We start from the raw sequence: 26,552 nt of genomic DNA, 5'->3' as shown, positions 1-26,552 counted from the left end.
GATCATTCCGGAGGAAGCATGTCGACGATCCTGGACCAGCTCGAAGCGCGCCGCGCGGAGGCCCGCCTCGGCGGCGGCGAAAAGCGCATTGCCGCCCAGCACGGCAAGGGCAAGCTGACCGCCCGCGAGCGCATCGAGGTCCTGCTCGACGAGGGCTCGTTCGAAGAATACGACATGTATGTCACCCATCGCTGCGTCGATTTCGGCATGGCCGAGCAGAAGGTGCCGGGTGATGGCGTGGTCACCGGCTGGGGCACGATCAACGGCCGCCAGGTCTATGTCTTCTCCCAGGATTTCACCGTGCTCGGCGGCTCGCTGTCGGAAACCCATGCCCAGAAGATCTGCAAGATCATGGATATGGCGATGAAGGTGGGAGCACCGGTGATCGGCCTCAATGACTCGGGCGGCGCCCGCATCCAGGAAGGTGTCGCGTCGCTGGCCGGCTATGCCGATGTCTTCAAGCGCAATGTCGATGCCTCGGGCGTCATCCCGCAGATCTCCGTGATCATGGGTCCCTGCGCCGGCGGTGCCGTCTATTCGCCCGCCATGACCGACTTCATCTTCATGGTGCGCGACAGCTCGTACATGTTCGTCACCGGCCCCGACGTGGTGAAGACGGTGACCAACGAGATCGTCACGGCGGAAGAGCTGGGCGGCGCCTCGACCCACACCAAGAAATCCTCCGTCGCCGATGGCGCCTATGAGAACGACATCGAGGCGCTGGAACAGGTCCGCCTGCTCTTCGACTTCCTGCCATTGAACAACCGCGAAAAGCCGCCGATCCGCCCCTTCCATGACGATCCGGCCCGCATCGAAATGCGGTTGGACACGCTGATCCCCGACAGCTCCAACAAGCCCTATGACATGAAGGAGCTGATCTACGCGCTGGCCGACGAAGGCGATTTCTTCGAGATCCAGGAAGCCTTCGCGAGGAACATCATCACCGGCTTCATCCGCATGGAAGGCCAGACGGTCGGCGTCGTCGCCAACCAGCCCATGGTGCTGGCCGGCTGCCTCGATATCGACAGCTCACGGAAAGCCGCCCGCTTCGTGCGCTTCTGCGATGCCTTCTCGATCCCGATCCTGACGCTGGTCGACGTGCCCGGCTTCCTGCCCGGCACCGCCCAGGAATATGGCGGCGTCATCAAGCATGGCGCCAAGCTGCTCTTCGCCTACAGCCAAGCGACCGTGCCGATGGTGACGCTGATCACCCGCAAGGCCTATGGCGGCGCTTACGACGTCATGGCCTCCAAGCATATCGGCGCCGATATCAACTATGCCTGGCCGACGGCCGAAATCGCCGTCATGGGCGCCAAGGGTGCCGCTGAAATCCTCTACCGCTCCGAACTCGGCGACGCCGAGAAGATCGCGGCGCGAACTAGGGAATACGAAGTCAATTTCGCCAACCCCTTCAAGGCCGCCGAACGCGGCTTCATCGACGAAGTGATCATGCCGCATTCCTCCCGCCGCCGCATTGCCAAGGCGTTTGCGAGCCTCCGCAACAAGCAGGTCGGCACGCATTGGAAGAAGCACGACACGATCCCCCTGTGAGGGCCTGTTGTGAGGGGCCCGTTGTGATCATGCATTGAGAGTGGGCAAGGACAACAGGGAAGGCCTATATAACTCTCGGCGCGCCCGAGGCGCTTCACCGAGAAAGGACCCGATTCATGACCGAGACAAAATTCCCGCCCGAGAAAAACCTGCCAGCTGGCTACGTGCCCCCGAAGGTCTGGACCTGGGAGCCCGGCAATGGCGGTGCCTTCGCCAATATCAATCGCCCCATCGCGGGCGCGACACATGACAAGGAGCGCCCGGTCGGCAAGCATCCGCTGCAGCTTTATTCGCTGGGCACGCCGAACGGCCAGAAGGTGACGATCCTGCTTGAGGAGCTGCTGGCAGCCGGTCACGACGGCGCCGAATATGATGCCTGGCTGATCAATATCGGCAAGGGCGACCAGTTCTCCTCGGGCTTTGTCGAGGTCAACCCGAATTCCAAGATCCCGGCCCTGATGGACCATGCGCCCAAGGATGGCGGCGAGCCGATCCGCTTGTTCGAGAGCGCCTCGATCATGACCTATCTCGCGGAGAAATTCGGCGCCTTTCTGCCGACCGAGACCCGTGCCCGCGCTGAAACGCTGAACTGGCTCTTCTGGCAGATGGGGTCCGCTCCCTTCCTCGGCGGCGGCTTTGGCCATTTCTATACCTATGCGCCGATGAAGATCCAATATGCCATCGACCGTTACGCCATGGAGGTGAAGCGCCAGATGGATGTGCTGAACCGCCATCTCGCCGACAACGAGTTCATGGCCGGCAAGGACTACACGATTGCCGACATGGCGATCTGGCCCTGGTATGGGCGTCTCGCCCTGCACGGCGCCTATGACGATGCCGGCACTTTCCTCTCCGTCGATGAATACGAACATGTCCAGCGCTGGACGAAGCAGCTCGCCGCCCGTCCGGGTGTGAAGCGTGGCGCCATGGTCAACAAGACCTCCGGCCCGCTCTCCGAACAGCTGCATGAACGCCACGACGCCTCCGACTTCGATACGAAGACGCAGGACAAGATCGCTGCGGCGTAAGGAGAGACCATGCCAAGCCTCCCCGACATGACGAAACATCGCGGTTTCCCCGGCGGCATGCCGGGGACCGGTGTGCAGTTTACCATCCGCCGTGCCAATCCGCGCGGCGTCACCCCCATCAAGGCGCTGCCCCGCAAGGCGCGCCCCGGCACCAAGGAACACCGCATCGACGCAGCCTTCCTCCATGCGCTCTGGCACCATTTCGGCGCAGAACCCTTCGAGCGCGGCAATCTGGATGCCGCGCGCCTGAGCCTGCTTTTCGGCCGTGAAGTCATCCCGGCCACCAAGGATTTCGATCCTCTGTCCTACGAGGCGATGCTCGTCATCGACGAGAAGGTAGCCCGGAAGAACTTCCCCGAATCCTTCGAAGACGTGTTCGAGGTGTGAACCCATGGCAAAAGATCCGCTCATGCCGAAACACCAGGGCTTTCCGCTCGGTCTGCCCGGAACACAGTGGCAGTATACGATCCGCCGCGCCAATCCGAAGGTGACGCCGGTGACCAACTGGCCGCGCCATCGCACCATGGACCAGACGGTGGCGCTCGCCGATCTCGGTTTCATGCAGGCGCTCTGGCAGTATTTCGGGACCGAACCCTTCGAGCGCGGCAATCTCGACGGCGAACGCCTCTGCCGCCTCTTCGGCCGCGAAGTCATCGCCGCCGAGCGTGGTTTCGATCCGCAATCCTATTTCGCCAAGCTGAAGATCAACGAGCCGCTGGCTCGGAAGAACTTTCCGGAGGCGTTTGGCGAGGTGAAGGACGAGAAGAGCGTGGCCAAGGGCCTGAAGAAGAAGGTCAGGGAATAGCGGGCAACGGAATTCAGGGCCGGGAGGAGGCGTGGAATGACCACTTTGGACATTGATGAGCGGCAACTGCAAGTCCGCTCTGTGGACGTCACGGACGACAGCATCATCTTCGACATGATGGATGGGCGCAGGATCGTGGCGCCGCTCTGGTGGTATCCGCGCCTCGCCAAGGCTTCCCCCGAGCAGCGCGCCAAGGGTGAAATCCTCCCCTTTGGTGACGCCGTTGGCTGGGAGGAAATCGACGAATACATCAGCGCCAAGGCGCTCATCATTGGGGGTGCCGCTCCCGGCGCCATCCCGCCTGCTCAAGCTGCCGAGTGACAACAATGATCCAGAAAATCCTCATCGCCAACCGGGGCGAAATTGCCTGCCGGGTCATCAAGACCGCCAAGAAGCTCGGCATCAAGACGGTCGCCGTCTATTCGGATGCCGACCGCAATGCGCTGCATGTCGAGATGGCCGATGAGGCGGTGCATATCGGCCCGGCGCCGTCGAACCAGTCCTATATCGTCATCGACAAGATCCTCGATGCGATCCGGCAGACCGGCGCCGATGCCGTGCATCCGGGCTACGGCTTCCTTTCGGAAAACGCAGCCTTCGCCGAAGCCCTGGAAAAGGCGGGCGTGACCTTCATCGGCCCGCCGGTTGGTGCAATCCAGGCCATGGGCGACAAGATCACCTCGAAGAAGCTGGCGGCCGAAGCCGGTGTTTCAACGGTGCCCGGCCATATGGGCCTGATTGCCGATGCCGACGAGGCGGTGAAGATCTCCGATCAGATCGGCTATCCCGTGATGATCAAGGCCTCGGCCGGCGGCGGCGGCAAGGGCATGCGCATTGCCTGGAACGCAGAAGAGGCCCGCGAAGGCTTCCAGTCGTCGAAGAACGAGGCAAAGAACTCGTTTGGCGACGACCGCATCTTCATCGAGAAATTCGTCACCGAGCCGCGCCATATCGAAATCCAGGTGCTCGGCGACAAGCACGGCAACACGCTCTATCTCGGCGAGCGCGAATGCTCGATCCAGCGGCGAAACCAGAAGGTCATCGAAGAGGCCCCCTCGCCCTTCCTCGATGCAGCCACCCGCAAGGCCATGGGCGAACAGGCAGTCGCTCTCGCCAAAGCCGTCGGCTATCACTCGGCCGGCACTGTCGAATTCATCGTCGATGGCAAAGAGAACAAGTTCTACTTCCTCGAGATGAACACCCGCCTGCAGGTCGAACATCCCGTCACCGAACTGGTGACCGGCCTTGATCTCGTCGAGCAGATGATCCGTGTTGCCGCTGGCGAGAAACTCGCCTTCGGTCAGGATGATGTGAAGCTGAACGGCTGGGCGATCGAAAGCCGGCTCTATGCAGAAGATCCCTATCGCAACTTCCTGCCCTCGATCGGTCGCCTCACCCGCTACCGCCCGCCGGCAGAGGGAACGACCGCCCACGGCACCATCGTTCGTAACGATACCGGCGTCTTCGAAGGCGGCGAGATCTCGATGTATTACGACCCGATGATCGCCAAGCTCTGCACTTGGGCCAAGGACCGCATGACCGCCATCGACGCCATGAGCGAGGCCCTCGACAGCTTCGAAGTCGAAGGCATCGGCCACAACCTGCCCTTCCTCTCCGCCGTGATGAACCAGGAGCGCTTCCGCTCCGGCAAGATCACCACGGCCTATATCGCCGAAGAGTTCAAGGACGGCTTTACCGGCGTCACCCCGGATGCCGCCTCGGCCGAAAAGCTCGCCGCGATTGCCGCCGTGATCAATCACCGCCTGCAGGCGCGTGCGACCCAGATCTCCGGCACCATCGGCAACCACACCCGCAAGCTCGGCAAGGACTGGGTCGTCAATCTGGTGGGTGGCGACCATGCAATGGCCGTCACCGAGGGCACGGGGAATACACGCGTCGCATTCGAGGCCGGCAACGAGCTTGTTGTCGCCACCGACTGGCAGCCGGGTCAGACGCTCGCCCATGTCGACATCGGCGGCGATATGCTTGCGGTGAAGGTCGATCTCAAGGGCCCCGCCATCCGGCTCCGCTGGCGCGGCATGGATGTGACCGCCCGCGTCCGCTCGCCGCGTGTCGCGGCACTTGCCAAACTCATGCCGGAAAAGCTGCCGCCGGATACCTCCAAGATGCTGCTCTGCCCCATGCCGGGCGTCATCACCGGAGTTGCGGTGAAGGAAGGCGAGACCGTGGAAGCCGGTCAGGCGCTCGCCACCGTCGAGGCGATGAAGATGGAGAATATCCTGAAGGCCGAACGCCGCGGCACCGTGAAGAAGATCGTCGTCAAGCCGGGCCAGAGCCTGGCGGTGGATGAGCTGATCATGGAGTTCGAGGGCTAGCTATCTCCGCTCAGGAGACTGCCCCTCATCCGCCTGCCGGCACCTTCTCCCCGTAAACGGGGAGAAGGCCGAAATGGCGCTGCTTGTGCCTCCCTCTCCCCGCCTGCGGGGAGAGGGCAGGGTGAGGGGCAAACAGGAACACTAGTCGTCGGCCCGCAGTCCGTGCGGAGCAGGGAGAAGACCGGATGACCAAGAAAACCATCGCCGACTGGCAGGCGCTTGCCGAGAAGGAACTGAAGCGTCCGGCCGAGAGCCTCGTCTGGAACACACCGGAGGGCATTCCGGTAAAACCGCTTTATACGGCAGAGGATGTCGCGAGCATCGACCATCTCGACAGCCTGCCGGGCTTTGCCCCTTTTGTGCGCGGTCCCCGAGCCACCATGTATGCCGGCCGCCCTTGGACCATCCGGCAATATGCCGGCTTCTCGACGGCGGAGGAGAGCAATGCCTTCTACCGCAAGGCGCTCGCCGCAGGTCAGCAGGGCGTCTCCGTCGCCTTCGATCTCGCCACCCATCGCGGGTACGATTCGGATCATCCGCGCGTCGAGGGCGATGTCGGCAAGGCGGGTGTGGCGATCGACAGCGTCGAGGACATGAAGATCCTGTTCGACGGCATTCCGTTGCAGGACATCTCGGTGTCGATGACCATGAATGGCGCCGTCATCCCGATCCTAGCGAACTTCATTGTTACGGGTGAGGAGCAAGGGGTATCGCGCGACAAGCTGTCCGGGACCATTCAGAACGACATTCTCAAGGAGTTCATGGTCCGCAACACCTATATCTACCCGCCCGAGCCCTCGATGCGGATCATCGCCGACATCATCGAATACACGGCGAAGGAGATGCCGAAGTTCAACTCGATCTCGATCTCCGGCTATCATATGCAGGAGGCGGGCGCGACGCTGGTGCAGGAGCTTGCCTTTACGCTGGCGGACGGTCGCGAATATGTCCGTGCAGCCATCGCCAAGGGCCTGAATGTCGACGAATTCGCCGGTCGCCTCTCCTTCTTCTTCGCCATTGGCATGAACTTCTTCATGGAAGCGGCAAAACTGCGCGCCGCCCGCCTGCTCTGGACCCGCATCATGCAGGAATTCGAGCCGAAGAAGGCGTCGAGCCTGATGCTGCGCACCCATTGCCAGACCTCGGGCGTGTCGCTCGCCGAGCAGGACCCCTACAACAACATCATCCGTACCGCCTTCGAAGCCATGTCGGCGGCGCTCGGCGGCACGCAGTCGCTGCACACCAATTCCTTCGACGAGGCGATTGCCCTGCCGACGGAATTTTCCGCCCGCATTGCCCGCAACACCCAGCTGATCCTGCAGAACGAGACCGGCGTGACCAAGGTCGTCGATCCGCTCGCCGGCTCCTATTACGTCGAGAGCCTGACCAACGAACTGGCGGAAAAAGCCTGGGCCCTGATTGAGGAGGTTGAAAGCCTGGGTGGCATGACGAAGGCGGTCGATGACGGGTTGCCGAAGCGCCTTATCGAGGAAGCAGCTACCCGCCGCCAAGCCGCCGTCGACCGCGGCGAGGAGGTGATCGTCGGGGTCAACAAGTTCCGTCTGGAAAACGAAGAACCGATCGACATCCTCGAAATCGACAACACCGCCGTTCGCCTCTCCCAGGTCAAGCGCATCGAACAGACGCGCCGCCAGCGCGACCCCAAGCGGGTCAGCGAAACCCTCGCGCGCCTCACCGAAATCGCCCGCACCGGAGAGGGCAACCTGCTGGAAGCAGCCGTCGAGGCGGCCCGGGCACGTGCCACCGTCGGCGAGATTTCGGATGCCATGCGCGCCGTTTTCGGCGATCACGTTGCTGTGCCCGAAGTCGTGCATAACATCTATGGCAAGGCATACGAGGGCGATCCGGAAATGGAGACGCTGTCCACCCGCCTCAAGGACTATGGCAAGGCCGCGTCCAAGCCACGTATCCTGATCGCCAAGCTCGGCCAGGATGGCCATGACCGGGGCGCCAAGGTGATCGCCTCGGCCTTCGGTGATATCGGCTTCGATGTCGTGGCAGGCCCCCTCTTCCAGACACCCGAGGAAGCCGCAGACCTCGCCGTCGCCAACAAGGTGCAGGTCGTCGGCATGTCCTCGCTCGCAGCAGGCCACAAGACGCTTGCCCCGCAACTGGTCGAGGCGCTGAAGGCCAAGGGCGCCAATGATGTGATCGTGGTCGTCGGCGGAGTCATTCCGCGCCAGGACTATGACTTCCTGCTGGAGCATGGCGTCTCCGCCGTCTTTGGCCCCGGCACCAATGTCATGGATGCCGCCCGCTCCGTGCTTGACCTGCTGGAAGGCCGCCTGCGAAACAGTTGAGTCTGACGGCTCGGGGAGGAGCATGGAGACCTACGATTACATCGTCATCGGCGCCGGCACCGCCGGCTGCCTGCTAGCCAACCGGCTGTCCGCCGATCCCACGCGCCGTGTGCTGCTGCTCGAAGCCGGCGGCAGCGACAACTACCACTGGATCCATATCCCAGTCGGCTATCTCTATTGCATCAACAATCCGCGCACAGACTGGTGCTTCAGGACTGAGGCCGAGCCGGGCCTGAACGGTCGCGCCATCGGCTATCCCCGCGGCAAGGTGCTTGGCGGCTGCTCCTCGATCAACGGCATGATCTATATGCGCGGCCAGGCCCGCGACTACGACCAGTGGCGCCAGATGGGCTGTGAAGGCTGGGGCTGGGACGATGTGTTGCCCCTCTTCAAAAAGACAGAGGACTTCCACCGGGGGGCCGACGACAAACACGGCTCCGGCGGCGAATGGCGCGTGGAGAAGGCGAGGCTTCGCTGGGACGTGCTGGAAGCCTTTCGCGCGGCGGCCAAACAGGCGGGCATTCCGGAAACCGACGATTTCAACCGTGGCGACAACGAAGGCTCCGCCTTCTTCGAGGTCAACCAGCGCTCCGGCATCCGCTGGAACACGGCCAAGGCCTTTCTGAAGCCCATCAGGCACCGGAAGAACCTGACGATCCTCACCCGCGCCCATGTGAAGCGCCTGACGATAGAGGACGATCGCGTGACCGGCGCCGAAGTGCATCACGATGGTGAGTTGAAACGCTTTGCCGCCCGCCGCGAGGTGGTGCTGTCAGCCGGTGCCATAGGCTCGCCGCAGATTCTCGAACTGTCTGGTATCGGTCGCGGTGACGTCTTGCAGAATGCCGGCATCGAGACAGTCCGCGAGGTGCCGGCCGTCGGCGAAAACCTGCAGGACCACCTGCAGCTACGCCTCGTCTTCAAGGTGAGCGGCGTGCCGACGCTCAACGAGCGCGCCTCCAGCCTTTATGGCAAGGCGATGATCGGGCTGGAATATGCGTTCCGCCGCTCTGGCCCAATGTCCATGGCGCCGAGCCAGCTCGGCATCTTCACCCGATCCGGCCCGGACAAGGAGACAGCAGACCTCGAATACCACGTGCAGCCGGTGTCGCTCGACAAGTTCGGCGATCCGGTCCACCCCTTCCCGGCGATGACCGCCAGCGTCTGTAACCTGCGACCCGAAAGCCGGGGTTCGGTGCATATTGCAGGGCCGGACTTTGCCGCCCAGCCGAAGATCGCGCCGAACTACCTCTCGACGTCTGGCGACCGCGACGTTGCCGTCCGCTCGATCCGGCTTACCCGCCGCATCGCCGCCCAGCCCGCCTTTGCCCGCTATCAGCCGGAGGAGTATCGCCCCGGACCTGATCTCGAAAGCGATGCGGAGCTGGAAAAGGCGGCTGGCGATATCGGCACGACGATCTTCCACCCCGTCGGCACCTGCCGCATGGGAGCGGATCCGGATAGCGTCGTCGATCCGCGCCTGCGGCTCCGCGCCTTGAAGGGCCTGCGCATCGCCGATGCCTCGGTCATGCCGACGATCACCTCAGGCAACACGAATTCCCCCACCCTCATGATCGCTGAGAAGGCGGCGGCGATGATCCTTGAGGACCAGCGCTGACGCGAGACCATCAGCTGCGGTCGTCGGCATTCGCGCCGAGCAGTTTCGGCAGATCGCCGAAGCGGGCGACGAGACCGAACACGGTGGCGGCCACCGCCACGAACAGGATCGTCACCGACGCCATGACAGGCGTATAACCGTAGCGCAGCGCGTTGAAGATCTTGATCGGCAGCGTTTCCATCACGAAACCGACCGTCATGTAGGCGACGATATATTCGTTGAGCGAGAGCACGAAGGCAAAGGCATAGCCCGAGACCAGGTAGGGCGCGATCAGCGGCAGAACGACCGTGCGGAAGATGGTACGGTCATCGGCTCCCATGGTGGCCGCCGCCTCGACCAGCGAGCGGTCGATCGCCGAAAAACCGAGCGACAGTGTTACCAGCGGCAGCGTCACGAAAAAGATCGCGTGGCTGATGACCGCCGTCCAGGGTTGGCCGTAGAAGCCGGTCGCGGCCCAGAAGGTGAGCAAGCCCAGCGCCGTGATGACGGGCGGCAAAGTGAAGGGCGCGATGCCCAGCAGCTGGAACACCTGCGCCCAAGGCGCAAGACGCCGCCACAGAAACCTGGCGAGCGGCAGCGCGATGGCCACCGCAAGCGCCGCCGCGCATAGAGCCAGGATGACCGAGGCGAAGAAGGCCGAGCGCCAGCCGGGATCGGTAAAGATCGCGCTATACCAGGAGAGCGAAAATCCCTGCGGCGGGAAGTTGAGGCTCTGCTTGGCATTCACCGACACCCCGGCGACCACGACAATGGGCGCAGCGAGAAAGATGCCGATAAGCGTGAAGTAGAGACGAGTTAACGCCTTGTTCATGCTGCTTCTCCCTTGCGACCGATCAGAAGCGTCAGCGCCACCATGCCGAGCGTGACCAGCACGAGAAACACGGCCATGGCTGCCGCGAACGGCATGTTGGACTGGTAGATCGCCTGGTCGGTGATCAGCACGGAGAGTGTCCAGTGTGAGGGACGCCCAAGGATCTGCGGCAGCAGATAGGAGCCGAGCGCGAAGATGAAGACCATGATAAGTGTGGCAATCAGCGTGTTGCGTAGCGCCGGCACAACGACGGTGAAGAAGGCGCGCAGTGGCGAGGCGCCGAGCGTGCGGGCCGCTTCCGTCAGCGTCGGATCGAGCCTGACGAGAGCGGGATAAAGCACCAGCACCGTATAGGGCAGCGCCTGATAGGTCATGCCGGTCAGCACCGCGCCGAAATTCGGCATCAGCGCCACCGGGCTTTCCATCAACCCGACCATGACCAGGAGATTGGTGATGCCGGCGGTGCGCGAAAACAGCGTCGACCAGGCAAAACCGATAATGACTTCCGAGAGCGACAGGACAGAGAGCAGTGCCACAAGCCAGATCACCTGCGCCTTGCGGGACATGCGCGCGAGCAGATAGGTGAATGGCAGCGCCAAAGCCACACAGACCACCGCGACGGCAATCGCCAGCCCCAGCGAGAAGCCGAGCACGCCGCCGAAGAAGAAGGACAGGAAGCGGGCGTAGTTGTCGAAAACGAAATCCGGCGAATAGAAACCGGTTGGATCCCGCTTGAAGAACGAAACAGCGATCATCGTCGCGAAAGGCACAACGAAGAACAGGATCAGCATGCCCGCGGGAAAGGCGAGCGGCGCATAGTCGAGCGCGGTCTTGGGCGGTTCGCGTCTCATGCCGACAGCACCACGGCGGTTTCAGGATCGATGACGATGCCGACATCCTGGCCGACAGTGACGACCGGCCGTTCGCGCGGCGTGGAGACCGCAACGACCTCGGTACCGGAGACATCGAGGAAGGTCTCAATGGTGCCGCCGAGATCGCGGATGAAGGTGACCTTGCCGGTGATGCGGCCTTCGCCTGGGGCTGCGAGCTTCACGTCTTCTGGCCGAACCGAGAGGCTGGCCTGCGCCGAACTTGAGGGAGCCGAAATCCCCGCGACGCTATGCCCAAGCACCAGCGCCGTTCCGCCCTGTGCGGTCATTGGCAGGAGATTGGTCGAGCCGATGAAGTCGGCGACAAAACGATCGGCCGGCTTGCGATAGATCTCGATCGGGCTCGCCGCCTGACGGATCTTGCCGCCGCTCATGACAACGACCGTATCGGCCATGGTCATCGCCTCGCGCTGGTCATGGGTGACGACGATGGTGGTGATGCCGAGCTGCTGCTGCAGCTTGCGCAGTTCCACCTGCATCGCTTCGCGCAGCTTGGCATCCAGCGCCGACAGCGGCTCGTCGAGCAGGAAGAGTTTCGGCGAAATCGCAAGTGCCCGGGCAATAGCCACACGCTGCCGCTGGCCGCCGGAGAGCTTGTGGACCGGACGGTCCGCATAACCCGGCAGATGGATCATCGCGAGCAGCTCATCGACCCGCTTCACCTGCTCCTCGCGGCCGATGCCACGGATGCGCAAGGGATAGGCGATGTTTTCGCCGACAGTCAGATGGGGAAACAGCGCCAGCGACTGGAAGACCATGCCGAGATCCCGCTTGTGCGTCGGAACCTGCGTGATGTCCTTGTCATCCAGCACGATCGCGCCATTGGTCGGGCTGTCGAGCCCGGCAATCATCCGAAGCAGCGTGGTCTTGCCGCAGCCGGAGGGACCGAGCAGGCAGACGAAGGTGCCGTGCGGAACGGAGAGCTGCACATTGTCGACCGCCGTGAAGGTGCCGAACTGCTTGGTGACGGAATTGAGGGCGAGGCCGGACATAAGCATCCAATCGAACGAGTGTTTTCAAAACGGGGCGAGACAGTCGACACCCAGTGGCTCGAAGTCTCTGGTATTGGCGGTGACGACGGTAAGGCCGTGTGTTTGGGCGGTCGCGGCGATGAGGATGTCGGCGAGCTGGCCATTGTGTCCGCGTGCACGCATCGCTCCATCAAGGGTTCCGGCGGCAAGTGCCGTTTCCGTATCAACGACCAGAATGCTGTCCGCATACTGCTCAATGAGCCTTTGGAGCCAGAGGTGCAATTGCCGCGCCCGTGTGGGGTTACCATTCTTGACCAGTTCGAGCTTCGTTGCACCCTTCTGTATTTCAAGGACAGTGATCGTCGATAGATAAAGAGATTTTTCCTCAAAGCGCTGCCGCAACCAGTCTTCGAACGCTTGCGAAGCTCTGCCGTCGTAAAGCAGGGAGACCGCATTCGTGTCGAGCAGATATCCCCTCAAAGATCCACGTCCCGGCTCGGCGAGGGATTTCGCTCAAAGACCATTCCTGGTTCTGGGAAAGTTTTGAGGAAATCGACCAGATTGGGTCTCGGCGATTGGTCCGGCGTTTCAGCGCTTTCAACCGGCACCAGCGTCGCTACAGGTTTGCCGTCGCGGGTGATCGTGACGGTGCCACCCTTGATCACCTCGTCCACCAATTCGGAGAGATCGGTATTCACATCCCGCACACTGATCGTTGCCATGAGATTGTCTCCGCTGAGATGCCTTCAGTGATCCTATCACGTACCCCAAGATGCAGCAAAACCAACGGGAACAGCCCCTCACCCTACCCTCTCCCCGCAAGCGGGGAGAGGAGACGTTGGCGCGGCGCCTCCCGCTAGTACCCTTCTCCCCGCCTGCGGGGAGAAGGTGCCGGCAGGCGGATGAGGGGCAACCACAAAACCTATGATCAGCCGACGATCAGTTCGGTCCACTTCTGGTTCAACCAGTCCGACTTGGTCTGGTAGAGGTCGTAGCGCGGCGTGATCGGCTCGATGTCGGAGGAGACGGCGGCGAATTCCTCTGCAGTCAAGTCGAGCAGTTCGCGCTTGACCGTCGGCGCGGTACCGACCTTGCGCGACAGGGTCGCCTGGATCGAGGGCTGGCACATGTAGTCGATGAAGATATGGGCTTCTTCGGTCTTCGTCGATGCACGCGACAACGCCCAGCAACCGGAATCCTGAATGCCGCCTTCCTGCGGGAAGGTCGAGCGGACCGGCTGGCCATCGGCAGCGGCCAGACCCGTGACGTCGTGATAATACTGGCCCATCGGGATCTCGCCCGACTTCAGCGACTGCTCGAACTGCGCCTCGTCGCGATACCAGAGGCGCACATTCGGCTTCACTTCCGCGAGCTTTTCGAAAGCCTTCAGGATGCCTTCCTCGGTGTCGAGCGCATTGGTGCCGCCGAAATGGGTCTTGGCGGTGACTTCCAGCAGGAAGGAGTTGGAGACGAGCGCCAGCAGGCCGAGCTTGTCGGCATTCGCCGGATCCCAGAGCGCGTTCCACGAGGTCGGCGCGTCCTTGTAGACATCCGTGTTGGTCACGAGCGTGATGTACCAGGCAACGGCACCGACGCCGGCCACGCGACCATCCGGATACTTGTTGACGAAACGCTCGATCAGGCCGGACGCATTGCTGATTTTCGCCATGTCGATCGGCGCCCAGAGCTCGGTCGCCTGGCCTTTCAGCATCGCCACCTGCGACATCATCGAGAGATCGGCCGGAGCCTGGCCGGCCTTGGCGGCCTGCTCGAGCTGCACCAGCCAGGCTTCACCGGTCGGCTCGGCGATGGATTCAACCGCAATGCCGGTTGCCTTGGTGAATTCCGGAAAGATGTTCTTGTCGAAGGAATCCTTGAAGTAGCCGCCATAGACGCCGATCTTGATCGACTTGTCCTGGGCGCGCAGGATCGACGGCATGGCAAGCGCGCCAGCAATGGCGGCCGAGCCGGCGAGCACGCCGCGGCGGCTGACGGAGGTAGAGAGAATGTCTTTCATGGTCCTGTTCCCTTGTTGTAGTTGAGGCGTTTTCGCCCGTTCGTCTGTATCTGTGACCGGACGGCGGAAGCTGTCCGGGATCAGCGCTCTCAGCGCGGTTTGATGGCCGGACTGTAGACCATCAGGCTGAGGATTTCGAAGAGGATTTGTGCGCCCACATGCGCTGTGTTGTGGTTCGCGTCATATTGCGGCGCGACTTCGACCACGTCGCCACCGATTAGATTGATGCCCTTGAAGCCGCGGATCAGTTCCAGCGCTTCGCGCGACGTCAGACCACCCACTTCCGGCGTACCTGTGCCGGGAGCGACGCTTGGATCGAGGCTGTCGATATCGAAGGAGAGGTATGTCGGGCCATCGCCGATGATCGCCTTTGCCTTCTCGATGATGGCAGGAATGCCAAGACCGTTGATCTCTTCGGCATGAATGACGGTCATGCCGGACTCGTAGGAGAACTCCCAGAGATATTCGGCAGGTCCCCGAATACCGATCTGGATCGTCCGGACAGGATCGAGCACCCCATCGAGCACCGCATTGCGAAATGGACCGCCATGGTGGAATTTCGTCTGATCGAAGGCGCCGCCGGTGTCGCAATGGGCGTCGATATGGATCATGCCGACGGGGCCATGCTTCTTGGCAATCGCCTTCATGATGGGATGGGTGATCGAATGGTCGCCGCCGACGGACAGCGGCAGAACGCCTTGGGCCACGAGCTTGGTGTGATAGGCCTCGATATCGTCATGGCTCATCTCGAGCCGGTAGCGGCTGGAAAAGGGCACGTCGCCGATATCGGCGACCTTGAGATCGAAGACCGGCGCGCATTCGAGCACGTGGTTGTAGGGCCCGATGCGGTCGATGGCGCGCAGGGCCCGAGGCCCGAAGCGCGAGCCGGGCCGATTGGTGACGCCGAGATCCATCGGGACGCCGACGATCGCGACATCGAGATCACCGACATCCGGATTGCGCTGATCAACCTGGCGATAGGGCGCAGACACGAAAGTCGGCATGCCGGCATAGGGGGCAGCACGCGTACCGTTCGAGAAGATCTTCTCGCCCACCTTGGCAAACTTCGGATCGAAGATCTCGCCAGCCTTGTCGTTTCCGTATTTCTCACGCAGCGCCGCGAGGCGCTTCTCATCGAAAGTCATCTGACGTTCCCTGTTTGTGAACGACAAAGCGGCCGTCGTCCATTTTTGCGGCATGATCTAGGCATGCCTTTATTGTGAGCATTAACCTGCAACGCACTTGGAAAATCAATTCACGATGTTATAGCAATCGATGTGAGAAAAATTCACGGATTATAAAGCCGCCATGGCAAGCCGCCTGCCACCACTCAACCCTCTGCGAGCCTTCGAGGCCGCCGCGCGTCGCGGCTCGATCTCGGCAGCGGCCAGAGAGCTGAGCGTGACGCATGGCGCGATTTCCCATCAGATCCGAAGCCTTGAAGAAACGCTCAAGACCGCGCTTTTCGAGCGCGGCGGCAAGCGGCTCAAGTTGACGCCACAGGGCGCGCTCCTTCTGCCGGCCGTCACCCAGGCCTTCGATGGGATTGCAGCGGCAACGGCCTTGATGAACCGCCCCTCGACCAGCGGCAGCCTCAGAATTTCTTGCGTCCCCGCTCTGCTCTCGCTCTGGCTGGTGCCCCGTCTCGGCTCCTTCACCGATCGTTATCCCGAGATCAGCCTGACGCTGACCTCCAGCAATGATTCGAACCTCATCTACTCGCCTGACATCGACATCGCGATCCTCTATGGCCCGGGCGGTTGGAAGGACTGCTGGACGCGCCTCTGGAGCACATTCGACCTGTTCCCTGTCGTCAGTCCGACCCTGCTCAACACACGCCCCCTGCGCTCCGTTCGCGATCTGCACGACCACGTGCTGCTGCATGGAGACGACGGCCGCGAATGGCGCAGCTGGCTTGCTGCAGCCGATCAGCTGGACATGCCCAGGGCGCGGGAACACTTCATGGGTGATGCAAGGCTCTCGACCGAGGCTGCCCGCCACGGCCAGGGCGTGGCACTGGGTGACAGCATCACGGCATCCAGCCTGATTGCCGCCGGCGAACTCGTGATCCCCTTCGATCTCGCAGTGCCAGCACCGGACGCCTTTTACGTTGCCGCCCGCAACGACGTGCGCGCCGCGCCGATCGCCAAGGTCTTCATTGACTGGATCTTCGACACGATCGAAACCGAGCGTGCGGCCCAGCCGCGCCCGGCAAGCCGCCCATCGGGACGAGGCCTGCCCTCGACCCGCAAACGCAATACCAGTACCGCCGTTCCGCTCCTGGAAGAGAGCGAATAACCGCCGAGGAACCTGCCATGCCCGCCGCCCCCTTCAATCCGCTCGTCGCAGATCTCTCGGCGCCGCCAGTTCCCTCGGTCTTCGCCTGGGCGCGCGCCTATGACGGCGCAGCCGGCCCGATGATCGACCTGAGCCAGGCGGTGCCCGGTTATCCGCCGCATCCCGATCTCTTCGCCTGGCTGGCGGAAGCCGCTTCCGCCCGCGCGAATGCCGGTTACGGCCCGATCGAAGGCGAGACGCCGCTGCGCGAGGCTTATGCGGCCGAGGTTGCTGCCGTCTACGGCGCGCGTGTTACCGCTGAGAACATCCACATCACCGCCGGCTGCAACCAGGCCTTCATGGCAACGGTGCAGGCGATTGCGGCGAGCGGCGATGCCGTGGCACTGACGGATCCCTTCTACTTCAATCAGGAAACCACGCTGGCGATGATGGGCATTCGCCGCGAACTGATCCCGCTTGATCCCGCGACCGGTTTCGTACCCACAATAAAAGGCATCGAGGCGGTCCTGGCGAAGGGCGTCAAGGCCGTGGCGCTGGTCTCGCCCAACAATCCGACCGGTGCGATCTATCCGGCAGACCTGCTGCGCCAGGCCTTCGAGGCCTGCCGCAAGGCCGGCGCTTTCCTCATCCTTGACGAGACCTATCGCGACTTTCTCCCCGGCGAAGGTCGCCCGCATGACCTGCTCTCGATCGAAGGCTGGGAAGAGAACCTCATCCTCCTCTATTCCTTCTCGAAATCCTTCTGCATTCCCGGCCATCGTCTGGGCGCGATCACCGCTGGCCCACGCGCGGTCTCGCAGATCGCCAAGGTCATGGATAACCTGCAGATCTGCGCCCCCCGCGCACCCCAGGCGGCCGTCGCCAAGGCTATCCCGGCGCTTAAGGCCTGGCGGGACGACAACCGCATCGAAATCCTCAAACGCGCCGAGACGTTGAAGGGCGTGATGCAGCAACTGCCCGACTGGAAGATGGACTCGCTCGGCGCCTATTTCGCTTTCATCCGCCATCCCTTTCCCGGCGAGAAGTCTGCCTATGTCGCCGAACGACTGGCAAAGAAGGCCGGCGTGCTCTGCATCCCCGGCGCCTATTTCGGCGACGACTGCCAGGACTACCTGCGCTTCGCCTTCGCCAATGCTGACAGCGCAACGATCGAAGGTCTGGTCTCCCGTCTCTCGACCTTCAAGCTGGACTGATCGCTGATGAAGAAGAGCGTGGCGATCATCGGCGGCGGCCCGGCGGGCCTGATGGCGGCGGAACATCTCGCCCGCAAGGGCCATCGCGTCACCGTCTACGACGCCATGCCGACGGTCGGCCGCAAGTTCCTGCTCGCCGGCAAGTCCGGCCTTAACATCACTCATGCCGAGGATTATGCGCGTTTCGTCACCCGCTATGGCGCGGCGAACGATCGGCTGCGTCCGGTGCTGGACCTGATGACGCCGGACGCCATCCGGGTCTGGGCAGCCGACCTCGGCACGGAAACCTTTGTCGGCACATCAGGCCGCGTCTTCCCGAAGGTGATGAAGGCCTCGCCGCTGTTGCGCGCCTGGCTGAAGCGGTTGGAAGGCATGGGCGTGACCATCCTCACCCGGCATCGGTGGACGGGTTTCGACGGAAAGCCCTTGATCTTCGACACTCCCGAGGGTCAGAAGCACGTCACCGCCGACGCAACACTTCTCGCGCTCGGTGGCGCCAGCTGGCCGAAGCTCGGCTCAGATGCCGCCTGGGTGCCGCTGCTGAAAGCAGAAGGCATCGATATTGTCCCCCTTCGCCCCGCCAATTGCGGCTTCGACTGCGATTTCTCCGAGAGCTTTGACACCCGCTTCTCCGGCCAGCCGATCAAGTCGGTCAAGGCCACCTCGGCAGCCGGCACCACCCAGGGCGAATTTGTCATCAGCAAAGGTGGCATTGAAGGCAGCCTGATCTACGCGCATTCGGCGGCGCTACGAGATGCGCTCGATCGGGACGGCCAGGCTGCACTCATGCTGGATCTCGCACCGGGCCGGACAGAGGAGAAGCTTGCCGCAGACCTCGCGCGTCAGGATCGCAAGGCGAGTTTTTCGACACGATTGAAGAAGGCCGCAAATCTAGATGGCGTAAAGATAGCCCTGCTGCGCGAAGTCGATCCGGCAGCCAACCGGCGTGACGCGGGTGGCCTAGCCAACCTCATCAAGGCACTGCCGCTTCCGGTGAAACGCCCCCGCCCGATCGCCGAGGCCATCTCGACTGCCGGGGGTGTGTCCCTTGACGCCATCGACGATGGCCTCATGTTGCAGGCCCGCCCGGGCACGTTTGTGGCAGGCGAAATGCTCGACTGGGAGGCCCCGACCGGGGGCTATCTGCTCACCGCCTGCTTTGCAACCGGCATTGCCGCCGCCAGCGGCATCGACCGCTGGCTCGCAGGACAAAGGCTATAAGCCTCAGCGGCTCGCCGTCTTGTGCGAAGTGCCGGGTTTGCGAAACTCGACGGTGGTCTTGGCAACCGGAATGCCGAACTTAGTGACAAGCGCCGTATTCAGCACCGTCCCGTCTTCACGCAGCACCATCTTGTCCCAGAAGCGGACCTTGTTGCCCTGCGTTTCCGGGCTGAGATAGACGAGATAGTTGAAGCGCGCGACGGCACCGTTCAGCCGCACCGTCGTCTCGCCGATCACGTCCTCCCGGGTGCCGCTATAGGTGGTCGGGCTGGTCTTGGTGAAACGCCAGGTCTTGCGATCCTTGGTACCGTCATCGAAGACGAAGTCTTCGCGCAGCGTCAGTGTCTTGCCGTCCCAGTTCCCGGTGAGGTCGACCGTGAACGTCCGCTTCACGCCGTTGATGGCGCTGAACGAGCCGACCGCTTCGGTGCGTCCGGCGAAGTAGTCCTCGAAAGTGAATTTCTCGGCTGCCTGTCCGGCGGACGGCAGCAGGCTCAGGGCAAGCCCGACAAGGGCCAAGCTGAACTTGGGCATGGGTGCGTCTCCATCATTGGCGCGTTGTGCTCCCACTACGGCGCCAATCGATGAACGGATTTGGAATTGTTCCAGGGAACGCATTCGTGAAGGCGATGGCCGCCTTCGCCCAAGCTTACTTGCTGTCGCGCTGATAGATCCAGTCGTGATCCGGATGGTTCTGGAAACGCCATTTGCGCAAGGGGCCAGCCATGACGTTCAGATAATACATCTCGTAGCCATGCGGCACACCGCAGGGATGGTGCCCCTTCGGCACCAGCACCACGTCGCCATCCGACACCGCCATGGTCTCGTCGAGCGAACCGTCTTCGGTGAAGACACGCTGGAAGCCGAAGCCTTGGGCCGGATTGAGGCGGTGGTAATAGGTCTCCTCGAGATAGGTCATCTCGGGATAGTTGTCCTCGTCGTGACGATGGGGCGGATAGGACGACCAGTTGCCCGAGGGCGTGAAGACTTCCGTCACCAGCAGACTGTCGGCGACATCCCGGTCTTCCATGGCGATCGGATAGATGTAACGGGTATTGGCGCCCTTGCCGCGTTCAACGAGCGAAATCCCCTCAGGGCCGATCTGCTGCGCCTCGCGGCCCGGCATGGCCGGCGCCGTGCAAATCGCCAGCACGCAATCTGTCGTCGCTTCCGCCGTCCAGTCGCTCCCGGCCGGCACATAGACGCAGTGCGGCGGCTTCTTTTCAAAGACCTTCATGCGATCGCCGAGTTCGCCGAAATCCTTGCCGGAGCCGATGATCTTCGCTTTGCCCTCGACGAGCACCAGAATGACTTCCGTCTCGCCGGTCTGTTCCGCAGCACGCTCGCCCGACTTCAGGTGATAAAGCCCAAAACCGACATAGCCCCAACCGGCGCTGGCAGGCGTGATGTCATGGACCTTGCCCGAGATGCCGGAAGGCTTGCGCAACAGATCGGTCATTTCCGTCTCCCTTAGTCGGCGTCGGAACGTTCGGCCTCTGCCGCAATCCGCGCCCGTTCGGCTTCGGCTTTTGCCTCGGCCTTTTTCATCGTGTGGTCGTACATGAAAAGCAGCTCATAGGCCGCGTAGAGTCCGGCTGCGACAAAGATCATCGCCCAGCCGGTCGCACCGTTCGAATACTCCACCCCGGCCCAGGCCAAAGGCAGGACGACGCAGAGAATGCGGCGCCACAGCGGCTTGAAGAAAGGATGGGTCGGATCGAGGATCTGGAACTTCAAGGTCTGCTCCCGGCAGTCAGTGTTTTCAAGGCAGCCTGCAATAGAGCCCAAATCTGCGATCTGTCAAAACACGAGGCGGAGGTATGCTCCGCCCCGTGGCAACATCAGATCAGGCCGGCTTCCTTGGCGAAGCCCTTGAGCGATTTCAGGCCCAGGCTCTGATAGTCGAAGGGATTGCGCACATCCGGGTCCTGCTCTGCCTCGATGACGATCCAGCCCTGATAGCCATGCTCCGCCGCAATCTTCAGCACCGGCAAGAAGTTCACGCCGCCCTCGCTGTCACCCGGAACGGTGAACACGCCACGGCGCACACCTTCGAGGAAGGAGAGCTTTTCGCTCCGCACCTGATCGGCGATGACGGGACGCACGTTCTTCGCGTGGATATGGCCGACGCGGTGCATGTATTTTTTCGCGACCGCTTCCGGATTGCCGCCGCCGAAATAGCAATGGCCGGTGTCGAGCAGCAGCTTGGCATGCGGGCCGGTATGCTCCATCAGCTTGTCGATCTCGGCCTCGGTTTCGACGACCGTTCCCATGTGGTGGTGATAGACCAGCGAGATGCCCTGGGCAGCCGAGAATTCCGCCAGCGCTTCGACGCCGGCGCCGAACTTTGCCCATTCGGCATCCGAGAGGACAGGACGGTCGGCAAGTGCCGTGTCATCGGCGCCGTGGATGGCGTTGGAGGTTTCGCAGACGATGATGACCTTGCAGCCCATGGCCTTGAGCACATCCAGGAAAGGCTGCATGGCGGCCTTTTCTTCCTCGATCGTGTTGGTGAGCAGGTTCAGCGAATGCCAGCCGGACACGAATTTCAGGCCGCGAGGCTCAAGCACCGACTTGAGGCCCTCCGAATCGGTCGGCAGCTTGTGGCCCTTTTCGATGCCGTCGAAGCCGATTCTTGCGGTTTCGTCCAGGCACTGTTCGAGGCTGATATGGGCGCCAAGACGACGGTCGTCATCGTTCGACCAAGCGATCGGGTTGGTTCCGAAAAGGATCATGATCAGGTTCTTTCCTTCAGAGCCGCTTCATAGGCTGCGCGGGCTTGATTGACTTCGGCGCGGGCCGAGACTTCCGGCACCGCGACATCCCACCAGTAGCCGCCGGCTCCGGTAGTCGGATAAGGATCGGTATCGATGACGATCACCGTCGTCTCGGTCGCCTCGCGGGCGGCATTAAGCGCTGTTTCCAGCTCCGATATCGAGGACACCTTGTGAGACCGCGCGCCCATCGACGCCGCATGAGCGGCGAAATTGATCGCCATCGGGCTGACATTCGAATGGGCATAGAGGTTGTTGAACTGCGCCCCGCCGGTGCCCATCTGCAGCCGGTTGATGCAACCGTAGCCGCGGTTGTCGGTGATCACGACAGTGATCTTCACGCCCATACCGACAGCCGTCGCGAGTTCCGAATTCATCATCATGTAGGAGCCGTCGCCGACCATGACGATGACGTCGCGGTGCGGTTCCGCCATCTTGATGCCGAGACCACCCGCGATCTCGTAGCCCATGCAGGAGAAGCCGTATTCCATGTGATAGGAGAGCGGCAGCTTTGACTTCCACAGTTGATGCAACTCGCCCGGCATGGTGCCGGCAGCACACATCACGACCGTGTTGTCGCGCGAGGCGCGCTGCACAGCGCCGATCACCTGCATGTCCGTCGGCAGCGCATTGCTGTCCTTGGGGGCAGCGGTGACGGCATCCGCCTTGGTAAACCAGGAGGCCTTGAGACCGGCATCGGGTGCGGCATACGTGTGATCGCCGAGCGCTGCCGAGAGCTTTTCAAGGCCGATTTTCGCGTCAGCCACCAGCGGGATCGCATAATGCTTGGCACTGTCGTAAGGCTGCACGTTGAGCGCCAGAATCTTGCGGTTGGGGTTCTTGAACAGCGCCCAGGAGCCCGTGGTGAAATCCTGGAAGCGCGTGCCGACGCCGATAACGAGGTCGGCCTTTTCCGAAACCACATTGGCGCTCTCGGCACCGGTGACGCCGACGGGGCCGAAATTCAACCCGTGGTCCCAGGCGAGCGCCGACTTACCGGCCTGCGTCTCGACGACGGGGATCTGGTGCTTCTCGACAAAGGCCTTCAGCGTGTCGGTGGCACCGGAGAAATGCACGCCGCCACCGGCGACGATGACAGGGTTCTTCGCAGCCTTGAGCGCCGCAACCGCTGCTTCGAACTCGACGACGTCAGGCTCGGGCCGACGGAAGCGCCAGGTCTTGCTTGCAAAGAAGCTCTCAGGATAGTCATAGGCCTCGGCCTGCACATCCTGGCAGAAGGCGAGCGTGACCGGGCCGCAATCCGCGGGATCGGTCAGCGTGCGCATGGCGCGCGGCAGAGCGGTCAAGAGCTGCTCCGGGCGCATGATGCGGTCGAAATACCGGCTCACGGGGCGGAAGCAGTCATTCGCCGACATCGTGCCGTCGCCGAAATCCTCGATCTGCTGCAGCACGGGATCCGGGCCGCGATTGGCAAAGACATCGCCGGGGATGAAGAGCACCGGCAGACGGTTGACATGCGCGAGGGCAGCAGCCGTCACCATGTTGAGCGCGCCAGGGCCGATCGAGGAGGTCACCGCCATGGCCCGGCGACGGCCAAGCTGCTTGGCATAGGCAATCGCTGCATGCGCCATCGATTGCTCGTTCTGGCCGCGATAGGTCGGCAGTTCCTCGCGGATGCCGTAGAGCGCTTCGCCAATGCCAGCCACGTTGCCATGACCGAAGATCGCCCACATGCCCGCAATATAGGGAACGCCATCCTCGTTCACCTGGTTCGCGAGGTAGCGCACCATCGCCTGGGCGGCGGTCAGCCGGATCGTCTTCATGCTTTTCCTCCCTTGGCGGAAACCGCCTTCTGCCGTGCCGAGTCCCAGATCGCGCAGAGGCTCTGGTAACGGGCCGCCATGTCCTCCACGGCTTGGGCGTCATTAATGCTGCCGGCGAGCCACTTGCGCGCAGCGTCCCCGAAGATGGTGCGGCCGACGGCGAAACCTTTGACCAGATCGAAGCCGGCAGCAAGCTGGAAGCTTTCCTCAAGCTCCGCCTGCGGCGCATCGAGACCGAGCACCACGATGCCGCGGGTGTTCGGGTCGTTGCGTTCGATGGCATTGCAGGCATTGGCCCAGGACGCCACCGTCTTCATCGGCTCGAGCTTCCACCAGTCGGGATAGACGCCGATTTCGTAGAAACGCTCGATGATCTTGGCCACCGTCTCATCATCGCACGCGCCGACCTTGGAGGGGATGACTTCCAGCAGGAATTCGAGGCGATTGCGGCGCGCCGCATGGAAGAGCCGCTGCACGGTCTTTTCCTGCTCGGCCTTCATCTCTGCGGTGTCGCCGGGATGATAGAAGCAGAGTACCTTGACCACGTGCTCTAGCGGCCATTCGACGAGGCCACCGAAATCCGGGCCGATTTCCGGCTCCAGTGTCAGCGGACGCGAGCCCGGCCATTCGACGGGACGACCGATCCAGAGACCGGAGCCGGCAGCGCGATAGAGCGCCTCACGACCGAGACGGCTATCGCAGAGCAGGCCGTAACCGGAATTGCCACCGGACACGTGGAGGGCGGCATCGAGGCACAGGTTCTTGAAGGCACCGATCTTCTCGCCGGCAACGCCCGCTTCCCTGGCCATGGCTTCGAGCTGCATGCGGTGATCGAAAGCAAAGACCCGCATCGTCGACCAGTCACCCTTGCGGTTGGTCGACCAATGCACCTGCTCCAGAGCTTCATCCTTGCGCAGCGCCTTGTTCCTGATGCCGGTCTTGAAGAAATACTGCAGCTCTTCCCAGCTCGGATAGGCCGGCGTGCAGCCGTGGCGCGAGACGGCGAAGGCGCCGCAGGCATTGGCGTACTTCAGGCTGGTCGGCCAGTCCTGGCCGGTGAGCCAGCCTTTCAGTAGCCCCGACATGAAGCCATCGCCGGCGCCGAGCACGTTGAACACCTCGATCGGGAAACCCTGGCCAGTCTGGCCGGCGTCGAGACTGTCGGGGATCGCACCGTCAAAGACGACCGCACCCATCGGGCCGCGCTTGCACACCAGCGTTGCCGAGGAGACCTTGCGAACCGCCTTCAGCGCCTCGATCGTGTCCGTCGAGCCGCCGGCAATGTGGAATTCTTCTTCCGTGCCGACGATCAGGTTGAAGAGATGCAGCGTCGATTGCAGCTTCGCCGTCACCTGAGCGGATTCAATGAAGCGGCTTTCGCCGTCGCCATGGCCGGCAAGACCCCAGAGGTTCGGGCGATAGTCGATGTCGAGCGCCGTCAGGCCACCCTTCTCGCGGGCGATCTTAAGCGCCTTCAAGACGGCAGCTTCCGTGCGCGGATGCGACAGATGCGTGCCGGTCGCGCAGACGCAGCGCGCCTCGGCGATGAAATCCGGATCGATATCCTCTTCCGAGAGCGCCATGTCGGCACAATTCTCGCGGTAGAAGATCAGCGGAAACTGGTGTTCGTCGCGAATGCCGAGCAGGACGAGTGCGGTCAGCCGCTCCTTGTCCGTCTTCACCCCGCGCACGTCGACGCCCTCGCGCACCAGCTGCTCGCGGATGAAGCGGCCCATATGCTCGTCGCCCACGCGCGTGATCAGCGCCGATTTAAGGCCAAGCCGCGCGGTACCGGCAGCGATATTGGTCGGAGAACCACCGATATATTTGTTGAAGGAGGCCATGTCCTCCAGCCGACCGCCGACCTGGGCCCCGTAAAGGTCCACGGACGAACGACCGATCGTGATCAGATCGAGCAAAGCCAAACGATGTCCTCCCTGTGATGCGAGATCTTTCGCCCCGCCTCGCGACCGCTCCCCTTTTTGGAACAGCCATTCATAAAATGGACTATAAATTCTATTTTTCAGAATTTCAATACGGACGTTCAGTCATCCTGACGCGCCGTACCGACGGCCACCGAAAGCGTGATCGCCAGACAGAGCGTGGCCGACAGCGAGCGGAACGCACCGAAATCGACTTCGGAAACGGAAAGCAGCGTCGCCCCCATCCGCCGGAGTGGACTGACGACCGTATCGGTAACAGCAACGACCGGAACGCCGCGCGCCCGTACCTGCTCAACCAGATCAAGCGTCTCGGCGGAATAGGGCGAGAAGGTCACTGCCAGCAGGGCATCTCCTTCGCGGATGGCATGATGATTGTCGAGCCGCCCGACGACACTGTGCAGCATGGCCGGAACGCCCATCTTCTCGAATGCATAGGCCATATAGCTCGCAACCGGAAAGGACCGCCGGAGACCCATGATGTGGATCATCCGCGCCGAAGCGAGTTGGTTGACCGCGACCTCAAGGGCCTGTGGATCCACAGTTTTAACGAGATTTTCGAGGGAAAGCCGCCCAGCCTCGACGAATTCCGCGAGAAGGGCCGAGGGCGACCCCTCAGCCTTCTCTTTCAAATGCTGGAGGCGCGTGGAATAATCCGGCCAGCCGCCGACGAAGCTCTCGCGAAACAGCTTCTGCATCTCCGAAAACCCGGAGAAACCCATGATCTGGCAGAAACGCATGAAGGCCGACGGCTGGACGCCCGCACCCTCCGCCATCTCCGCAACGGTCGACACGGCAATGCGATCCTTGTTGGCAGCGACATAGTCCGCGCATTGCTTCAGCCGCTTGGGCAGACTGCCAGAGACTTCCAGCAACCGGTCCTCGAACTCTTTGATCGTCTGCGGTCCGCCGTTCTCGCTCATGCCGTCCCCTACCTTCATCCGGACACATCGTCACGCTTGACAGAAACCGTGTCACGATCTAGCAAAATAGA

General features: G+C 62.4%; 25 protein-coding genes. 11 read left to right on the top strand and 14 right to left on the bottom strand.

Annotated elements, in window-relative coordinates:
* Nucleotides 1-18: 18 nt before the first annotated feature.
* The 8 genes from FAA86_RS01200 (at nt 19) to FAA86_RS01165 (ending at nt 9,659) form a co-directional block, all read left to right on the top strand.
* A complete protein-coding gene (locus FAA86_RS01200) occupies nt 19-1,551 on the top strand; it encodes an acyl-CoA carboxylase subunit beta (RefSeq protein WP_136537997.1) in 1,533 nt (510 codons plus the stop codon).
* Between the two features lie 116 nt (nt 1,552-1,667).
* Nucleotides 1,668-2,579 carry a glutathione-dependent disulfide-bond oxidoreductase gene (gene yghU / locus FAA86_RS01195; RefSeq protein ID WP_136537996.1) on the top strand — a complete coding sequence of 304 codons (912 nt, stop codon included), beginning with the start codon at nt 1,668-1,670 and terminating at the stop codon, nt 2,577-2,579.
* Between the two features lie 9 nt (nt 2,580-2,588).
* A complete protein-coding gene (locus FAA86_RS01190; RefSeq protein ID WP_113461160.1) occupies nt 2,589-2,966 on the top strand; it encodes a hypothetical protein in 378 nt (125 codons plus the stop codon).
* 4 nt (nt 2,967-2,970) lie between these two features.
* Nucleotides 2,971-3,384 (top strand): hypothetical protein, encoded by a 414-nt coding sequence (locus FAA86_RS01185; RefSeq protein ID WP_113461161.1) that lies wholly within the window; start codon nt 2,971-2,973, stop codon nt 3,382-3,384.
* A gap of 36 nt (nt 3,385-3,420) precedes the next feature.
* The gene (locus FAA86_RS01180; RefSeq protein ID WP_136537995.1) at nt 3,421-3,705 is read left to right on the top strand and encodes a DUF2442 domain-containing protein; all 285 of its coding nucleotides are present in this window, start codon (nt 3,421-3,423) and stop codon (nt 3,703-3,705) included.
* A 5-nt stretch (nt 3,706-3,710) separates the two neighbouring features.
* Complete coding sequence (locus FAA86_RS01175) at nt 3,711-5,720, top strand: acetyl-CoA carboxylase biotin carboxylase subunit (protein WP_136537994.1); 2,010 nt, start codon at nt 3,711-3,713, stop codon at nt 5,718-5,720.
* A 185-nt stretch (nt 5,721-5,905) separates the two neighbouring features.
* Nucleotides 5,906-8,041: a methylmalonyl-CoA mutase gene (gene scpA / locus FAA86_RS01170; protein WP_136537993.1), complete on the top strand. Its 2,136-nt coding sequence runs from the start codon at nt 5,906-5,908 to the stop codon at nt 8,039-8,041.
* A 22-nt stretch (nt 8,042-8,063) separates the two neighbouring features.
* Complete coding sequence (locus tag FAA86_RS01165; protein ID WP_136537992.1) at nt 8,064-9,659, top strand: GMC family oxidoreductase; 1,596 nt, start codon at nt 8,064-8,066, stop codon at nt 9,657-9,659.
* A 10-nt stretch (nt 9,660-9,669) separates the two neighbouring features.
* Here FAA86_RS01165 and FAA86_RS01160 read toward each other — a convergent pair whose 3' ends face one another.
* The 7 genes from FAA86_RS01160 to speB all read right to left on the bottom strand — a co-directional run bounded on the left by FAA86_RS01160 (nt 9,670) and on the right by speB (nt 15,493).
* Nucleotides 9,670-10,470, bottom strand: coding sequence for an ABC transporter permease (locus FAA86_RS01160; RefSeq protein ID WP_136537991.1), 801 nt, complete (start codon nt 10,468-10,470; stop codon nt 9,670-9,672).
* The gene (locus FAA86_RS01155) at nt 10,467-11,321 is read right to left on the bottom strand and encodes an ABC transporter permease (protein ID WP_136537990.1); all 855 of its coding nucleotides are present in this window, start codon (nt 11,319-11,321) and stop codon (nt 10,467-10,469) included. The genes FAA86_RS01160 and FAA86_RS01155 overlap by 4 nt, the downstream gene beginning before the upstream one ends.
* On the bottom strand, nt 11,318-12,352 hold the full coding sequence (locus tag FAA86_RS01150; RefSeq protein ID WP_136537989.1) for an ABC transporter ATP-binding protein: 1,035 nt from the start codon (nt 12,350-12,352) through the stop codon (nt 11,318-11,320). The genes FAA86_RS01155 and FAA86_RS01150 overlap by 4 nt, the downstream gene beginning before the upstream one ends.
* A gap of 24 nt (nt 12,353-12,376) precedes the next feature.
* Nucleotides 12,377-12,811: a type II toxin-antitoxin system VapC family toxin gene (locus FAA86_RS01145; RefSeq protein ID WP_136537988.1), complete on the bottom strand. Its 435-nt coding sequence runs from the start codon at nt 12,809-12,811 to the stop codon at nt 12,377-12,379.
* Complete coding sequence (locus FAA86_RS01140) at nt 12,808-13,053, bottom strand: type II toxin-antitoxin system Phd/YefM family antitoxin (RefSeq protein WP_136537987.1); 246 nt, start codon at nt 13,051-13,053, stop codon at nt 12,808-12,810. Before FAA86_RS01140 ends, FAA86_RS01145 begins: the two co-directional genes overlap by 4 nt.
* 206 nt (nt 13,054-13,259) lie before the next feature.
* Nucleotides 13,260-14,270 carry an ABC transporter substrate-binding protein gene (locus FAA86_RS01135; protein ID WP_246034986.1) on the bottom strand — a complete coding sequence of 337 codons (1,011 nt, stop codon included), beginning with the start codon at nt 14,268-14,270 and terminating at the stop codon, nt 13,260-13,262.
* A gap of 167 nt (nt 14,271-14,437) precedes the next feature.
* A complete protein-coding gene (gene speB / locus FAA86_RS01130; protein ID WP_136537985.1) occupies nt 14,438-15,493 on the bottom strand; it encodes an agmatinase in 1,056 nt (351 codons plus the stop codon).
* Nucleotides 15,494-15,656: 163 nt separating this feature from the next.
* Between speB and FAA86_RS01125 the strand changes: the two genes are divergently transcribed.
* Genes FAA86_RS01125 through FAA86_RS01115 form a run of 3 tightly spaced genes read left to right on the top strand, consistent with a single transcriptional unit; the run spans nt 15,657 to nt 19,060 of the window.
* Nucleotides 15,657-16,646: a LysR substrate-binding domain-containing protein gene (locus FAA86_RS01125; RefSeq protein WP_136537984.1), complete on the top strand. Its 990-nt coding sequence runs from the start codon at nt 15,657-15,659 to the stop codon at nt 16,644-16,646.
* A 17-nt stretch (nt 16,647-16,663) separates the two neighbouring features.
* Entirely contained in the window at nt 16,664-17,839 is a 1,176-nt protein-coding gene (locus tag FAA86_RS01120; protein WP_136537983.1) for an aminotransferase, read from the top strand.
* A 6-nt stretch (nt 17,840-17,845) separates the two neighbouring features.
* Nucleotides 17,846-19,060 (top strand): TIGR03862 family flavoprotein, encoded by a 1,215-nt coding sequence (locus FAA86_RS01115; protein ID WP_377343793.1) that lies wholly within the window; start codon nt 17,846-17,848, stop codon nt 19,058-19,060.
* A 3-nt stretch (nt 19,061-19,063) separates the two neighbouring features.
* Here FAA86_RS01115 and FAA86_RS01110 read toward each other — a convergent pair whose 3' ends face one another.
* The 7 genes from FAA86_RS01110 to FAA86_RS01080 all read right to left on the bottom strand — a co-directional run bounded on the left by FAA86_RS01110 (nt 19,064) and on the right by FAA86_RS01080 (nt 26,481).
* The gene (locus FAA86_RS01110) at nt 19,064-19,594 is read right to left on the bottom strand and encodes a DUF3833 family protein (RefSeq protein ID WP_136537981.1); all 531 of its coding nucleotides are present in this window, start codon (nt 19,592-19,594) and stop codon (nt 19,064-19,066) included.
* A 115-nt stretch (nt 19,595-19,709) separates the two neighbouring features.
* Nucleotides 19,710-20,519 carry a 5-deoxy-glucuronate isomerase gene (iolB, locus tag FAA86_RS01105; RefSeq protein ID WP_136537980.1) on the bottom strand — a complete coding sequence of 270 codons (810 nt, stop codon included), beginning with the start codon at nt 20,517-20,519 and terminating at the stop codon, nt 19,710-19,712.
* An 11-nt stretch (nt 20,520-20,530) separates the two neighbouring features.
* Nucleotides 20,531-20,797 (bottom strand): hypothetical protein, encoded by a 267-nt coding sequence (locus tag FAA86_RS01100; RefSeq protein ID WP_136537979.1) that lies wholly within the window; start codon nt 20,795-20,797, stop codon nt 20,531-20,533.
* A gap of 104 nt (nt 20,798-20,901) precedes the next feature.
* Nucleotides 20,902-21,795, bottom strand: coding sequence for a myo-inosose-2 dehydratase (gene iolE / locus FAA86_RS01095; RefSeq protein ID WP_136537978.1), 894 nt, complete (start codon nt 21,793-21,795; stop codon nt 20,902-20,904).
* Nucleotides 21,796-21,797: 2 nt separating this feature from the next.
* Nucleotides 21,798-23,618 carry a 3D-(3,5/4)-trihydroxycyclohexane-1,2-dione acylhydrolase (decyclizing) gene (gene iolD, locus FAA86_RS01090; RefSeq protein ID WP_136537977.1) on the bottom strand — a complete coding sequence of 607 codons (1,821 nt, stop codon included), beginning with the start codon at nt 23,616-23,618 and terminating at the stop codon, nt 21,798-21,800.
* Entirely contained in the window at nt 23,615-25,543 is a 1,929-nt protein-coding gene (locus FAA86_RS01085) for a bifunctional 5-dehydro-2-deoxygluconokinase/5-dehydro-2-deoxyphosphogluconate aldolase (protein WP_136537976.1), read from the bottom strand. The genes iolD and FAA86_RS01085 overlap by 4 nt, the downstream gene beginning before the upstream one ends.
* Nucleotides 25,544-25,662: 119 nt before the next feature.
* Complete coding sequence (locus FAA86_RS01080; RefSeq protein ID WP_136537975.1) at nt 25,663-26,481, bottom strand: MurR/RpiR family transcriptional regulator; 819 nt, start codon at nt 26,479-26,481, stop codon at nt 25,663-25,665.
* Nucleotides 26,482-26,552: the final 71 nt, after the last annotated feature.

It is taken from the genome of Rhizobium rosettiformans W3, from assembly GCF_004912135.1.
Lineage (GTDB): Bacteria > Pseudomonadota > Alphaproteobacteria > Rhizobiales > Rhizobiaceae > Allorhizobium > Allorhizobium rosettiformans.
This window is presented reverse-complemented; position numbering and strand designations above follow the sequence as displayed.

Excerpts from the sequence above, each read along its gene's own strand:
- scpA (WP_136537993.1), top strand. The coding sequence starts at position 5,906 with ATGACCAAGAAAACCATCGCCGACTGGCAGGCGCTTGCCGAGAAGGAA.
- yghU (WP_136537996.1), top strand. The coding sequence starts at position 1,668 with ATGACCGAGACAAAATTCCCGCCCGAGAAAAACCTGCCAGCTGGCTAC.
- FAA86_RS01155 (WP_136537990.1), bottom strand. The coding sequence starts at position 11,321 with ATGAGACGCGAACCGCCCAAGACCGCGCTCGACTATGCGCCGCTCGCC.
- FAA86_RS01190 (WP_113461160.1), top strand. The coding sequence starts at position 2,589 with ATGCCAAGCCTCCCCGACATGACGAAACATCGCGGTTTCCCCGGCGGC.
- iolD (WP_136537977.1), bottom strand. The coding sequence starts at position 23,618 with ATGAAGACGATCCGGCTGACCGCCGCCCAGGCGATGGTGCGCTACCTC.
- FAA86_RS01115 (WP_377343793.1), top strand. The coding sequence starts at position 17,846 with ATGAAGAAGAGCGTGGCGATCATCGGCGGCGGCCCGGCGGGCCTGATG.
- FAA86_RS01150 (WP_136537989.1), bottom strand. The coding sequence starts at position 12,352 with ATGTCCGGCCTCGCCCTCAATTCCGTCACCAAGCAGTTCGGCACCTTC.
- FAA86_RS01185 (WP_113461161.1), top strand. The coding sequence starts at position 2,971 with ATGGCAAAAGATCCGCTCATGCCGAAACACCAGGGCTTTCCGCTCGGT.
- speB (WP_136537985.1), bottom strand. The coding sequence starts at position 15,493 with ATGACTTTCGATGAGAAGCGCCTCGCGGCGCTGCGTGAGAAATACGGA.
- FAA86_RS01140 (WP_136537987.1), bottom strand. The coding sequence starts at position 13,053 with ATGGCAACGATCAGTGTGCGGGATGTGAATACCGATCTCTCCGAATTG.
- FAA86_RS01160 (WP_136537991.1), bottom strand. The coding sequence starts at position 10,470 with ATGAACAAGGCGTTAACTCGTCTCTACTTCACGCTTATCGGCATCTTT.
- FAA86_RS01135 (WP_246034986.1), bottom strand. The coding sequence starts at position 14,270 with ATGCCGTCGATCCTGCGCGCCCAGGACAAGTCGATCAAGATCGGCGTC.
- FAA86_RS01180 (WP_136537995.1), top strand. The coding sequence starts at position 3,421 with ATGACCACTTTGGACATTGATGAGCGGCAACTGCAAGTCCGCTCTGTG.
- FAA86_RS01125 (WP_136537984.1), top strand. The coding sequence starts at position 15,657 with ATGGCAAGCCGCCTGCCACCACTCAACCCTCTGCGAGCCTTCGAGGCC.
- FAA86_RS01120 (WP_136537983.1), top strand. The coding sequence starts at position 16,664 with ATGCCCGCCGCCCCCTTCAATCCGCTCGTCGCAGATCTCTCGGCGCCG.
- iolE (WP_136537978.1), bottom strand. The coding sequence starts at position 21,795 with ATGATCCTTTTCGGAACCAACCCGATCGCTTGGTCGAACGATGACGAC.
- FAA86_RS01200 (WP_136537997.1), top strand. The coding sequence starts at position 19 with ATGTCGACGATCCTGGACCAGCTCGAAGCGCGCCGCGCGGAGGCCCGC.
- iolB (WP_136537980.1), bottom strand. The coding sequence starts at position 20,519 with ATGACCGATCTGTTGCGCAAGCCTTCCGGCATCTCGGGCAAGGTCCAT.
- FAA86_RS01175 (WP_136537994.1), top strand. The coding sequence starts at position 3,711 with ATGATCCAGAAAATCCTCATCGCCAACCGGGGCGAAATTGCCTGCCGG.
- FAA86_RS01080 (WP_136537975.1), bottom strand. The coding sequence starts at position 26,481 with ATGAGCGAGAACGGCGGACCGCAGACGATCAAAGAGTTCGAGGACCGG.
- FAA86_RS01165 (WP_136537992.1), top strand. The coding sequence starts at position 8,064 with ATGGAGACCTACGATTACATCGTCATCGGCGCCGGCACCGCCGGCTGC.
- FAA86_RS01110 (WP_136537981.1), bottom strand. The coding sequence starts at position 19,594 with ATGCCCAAGTTCAGCTTGGCCCTTGTCGGGCTTGCCCTGAGCCTGCTG.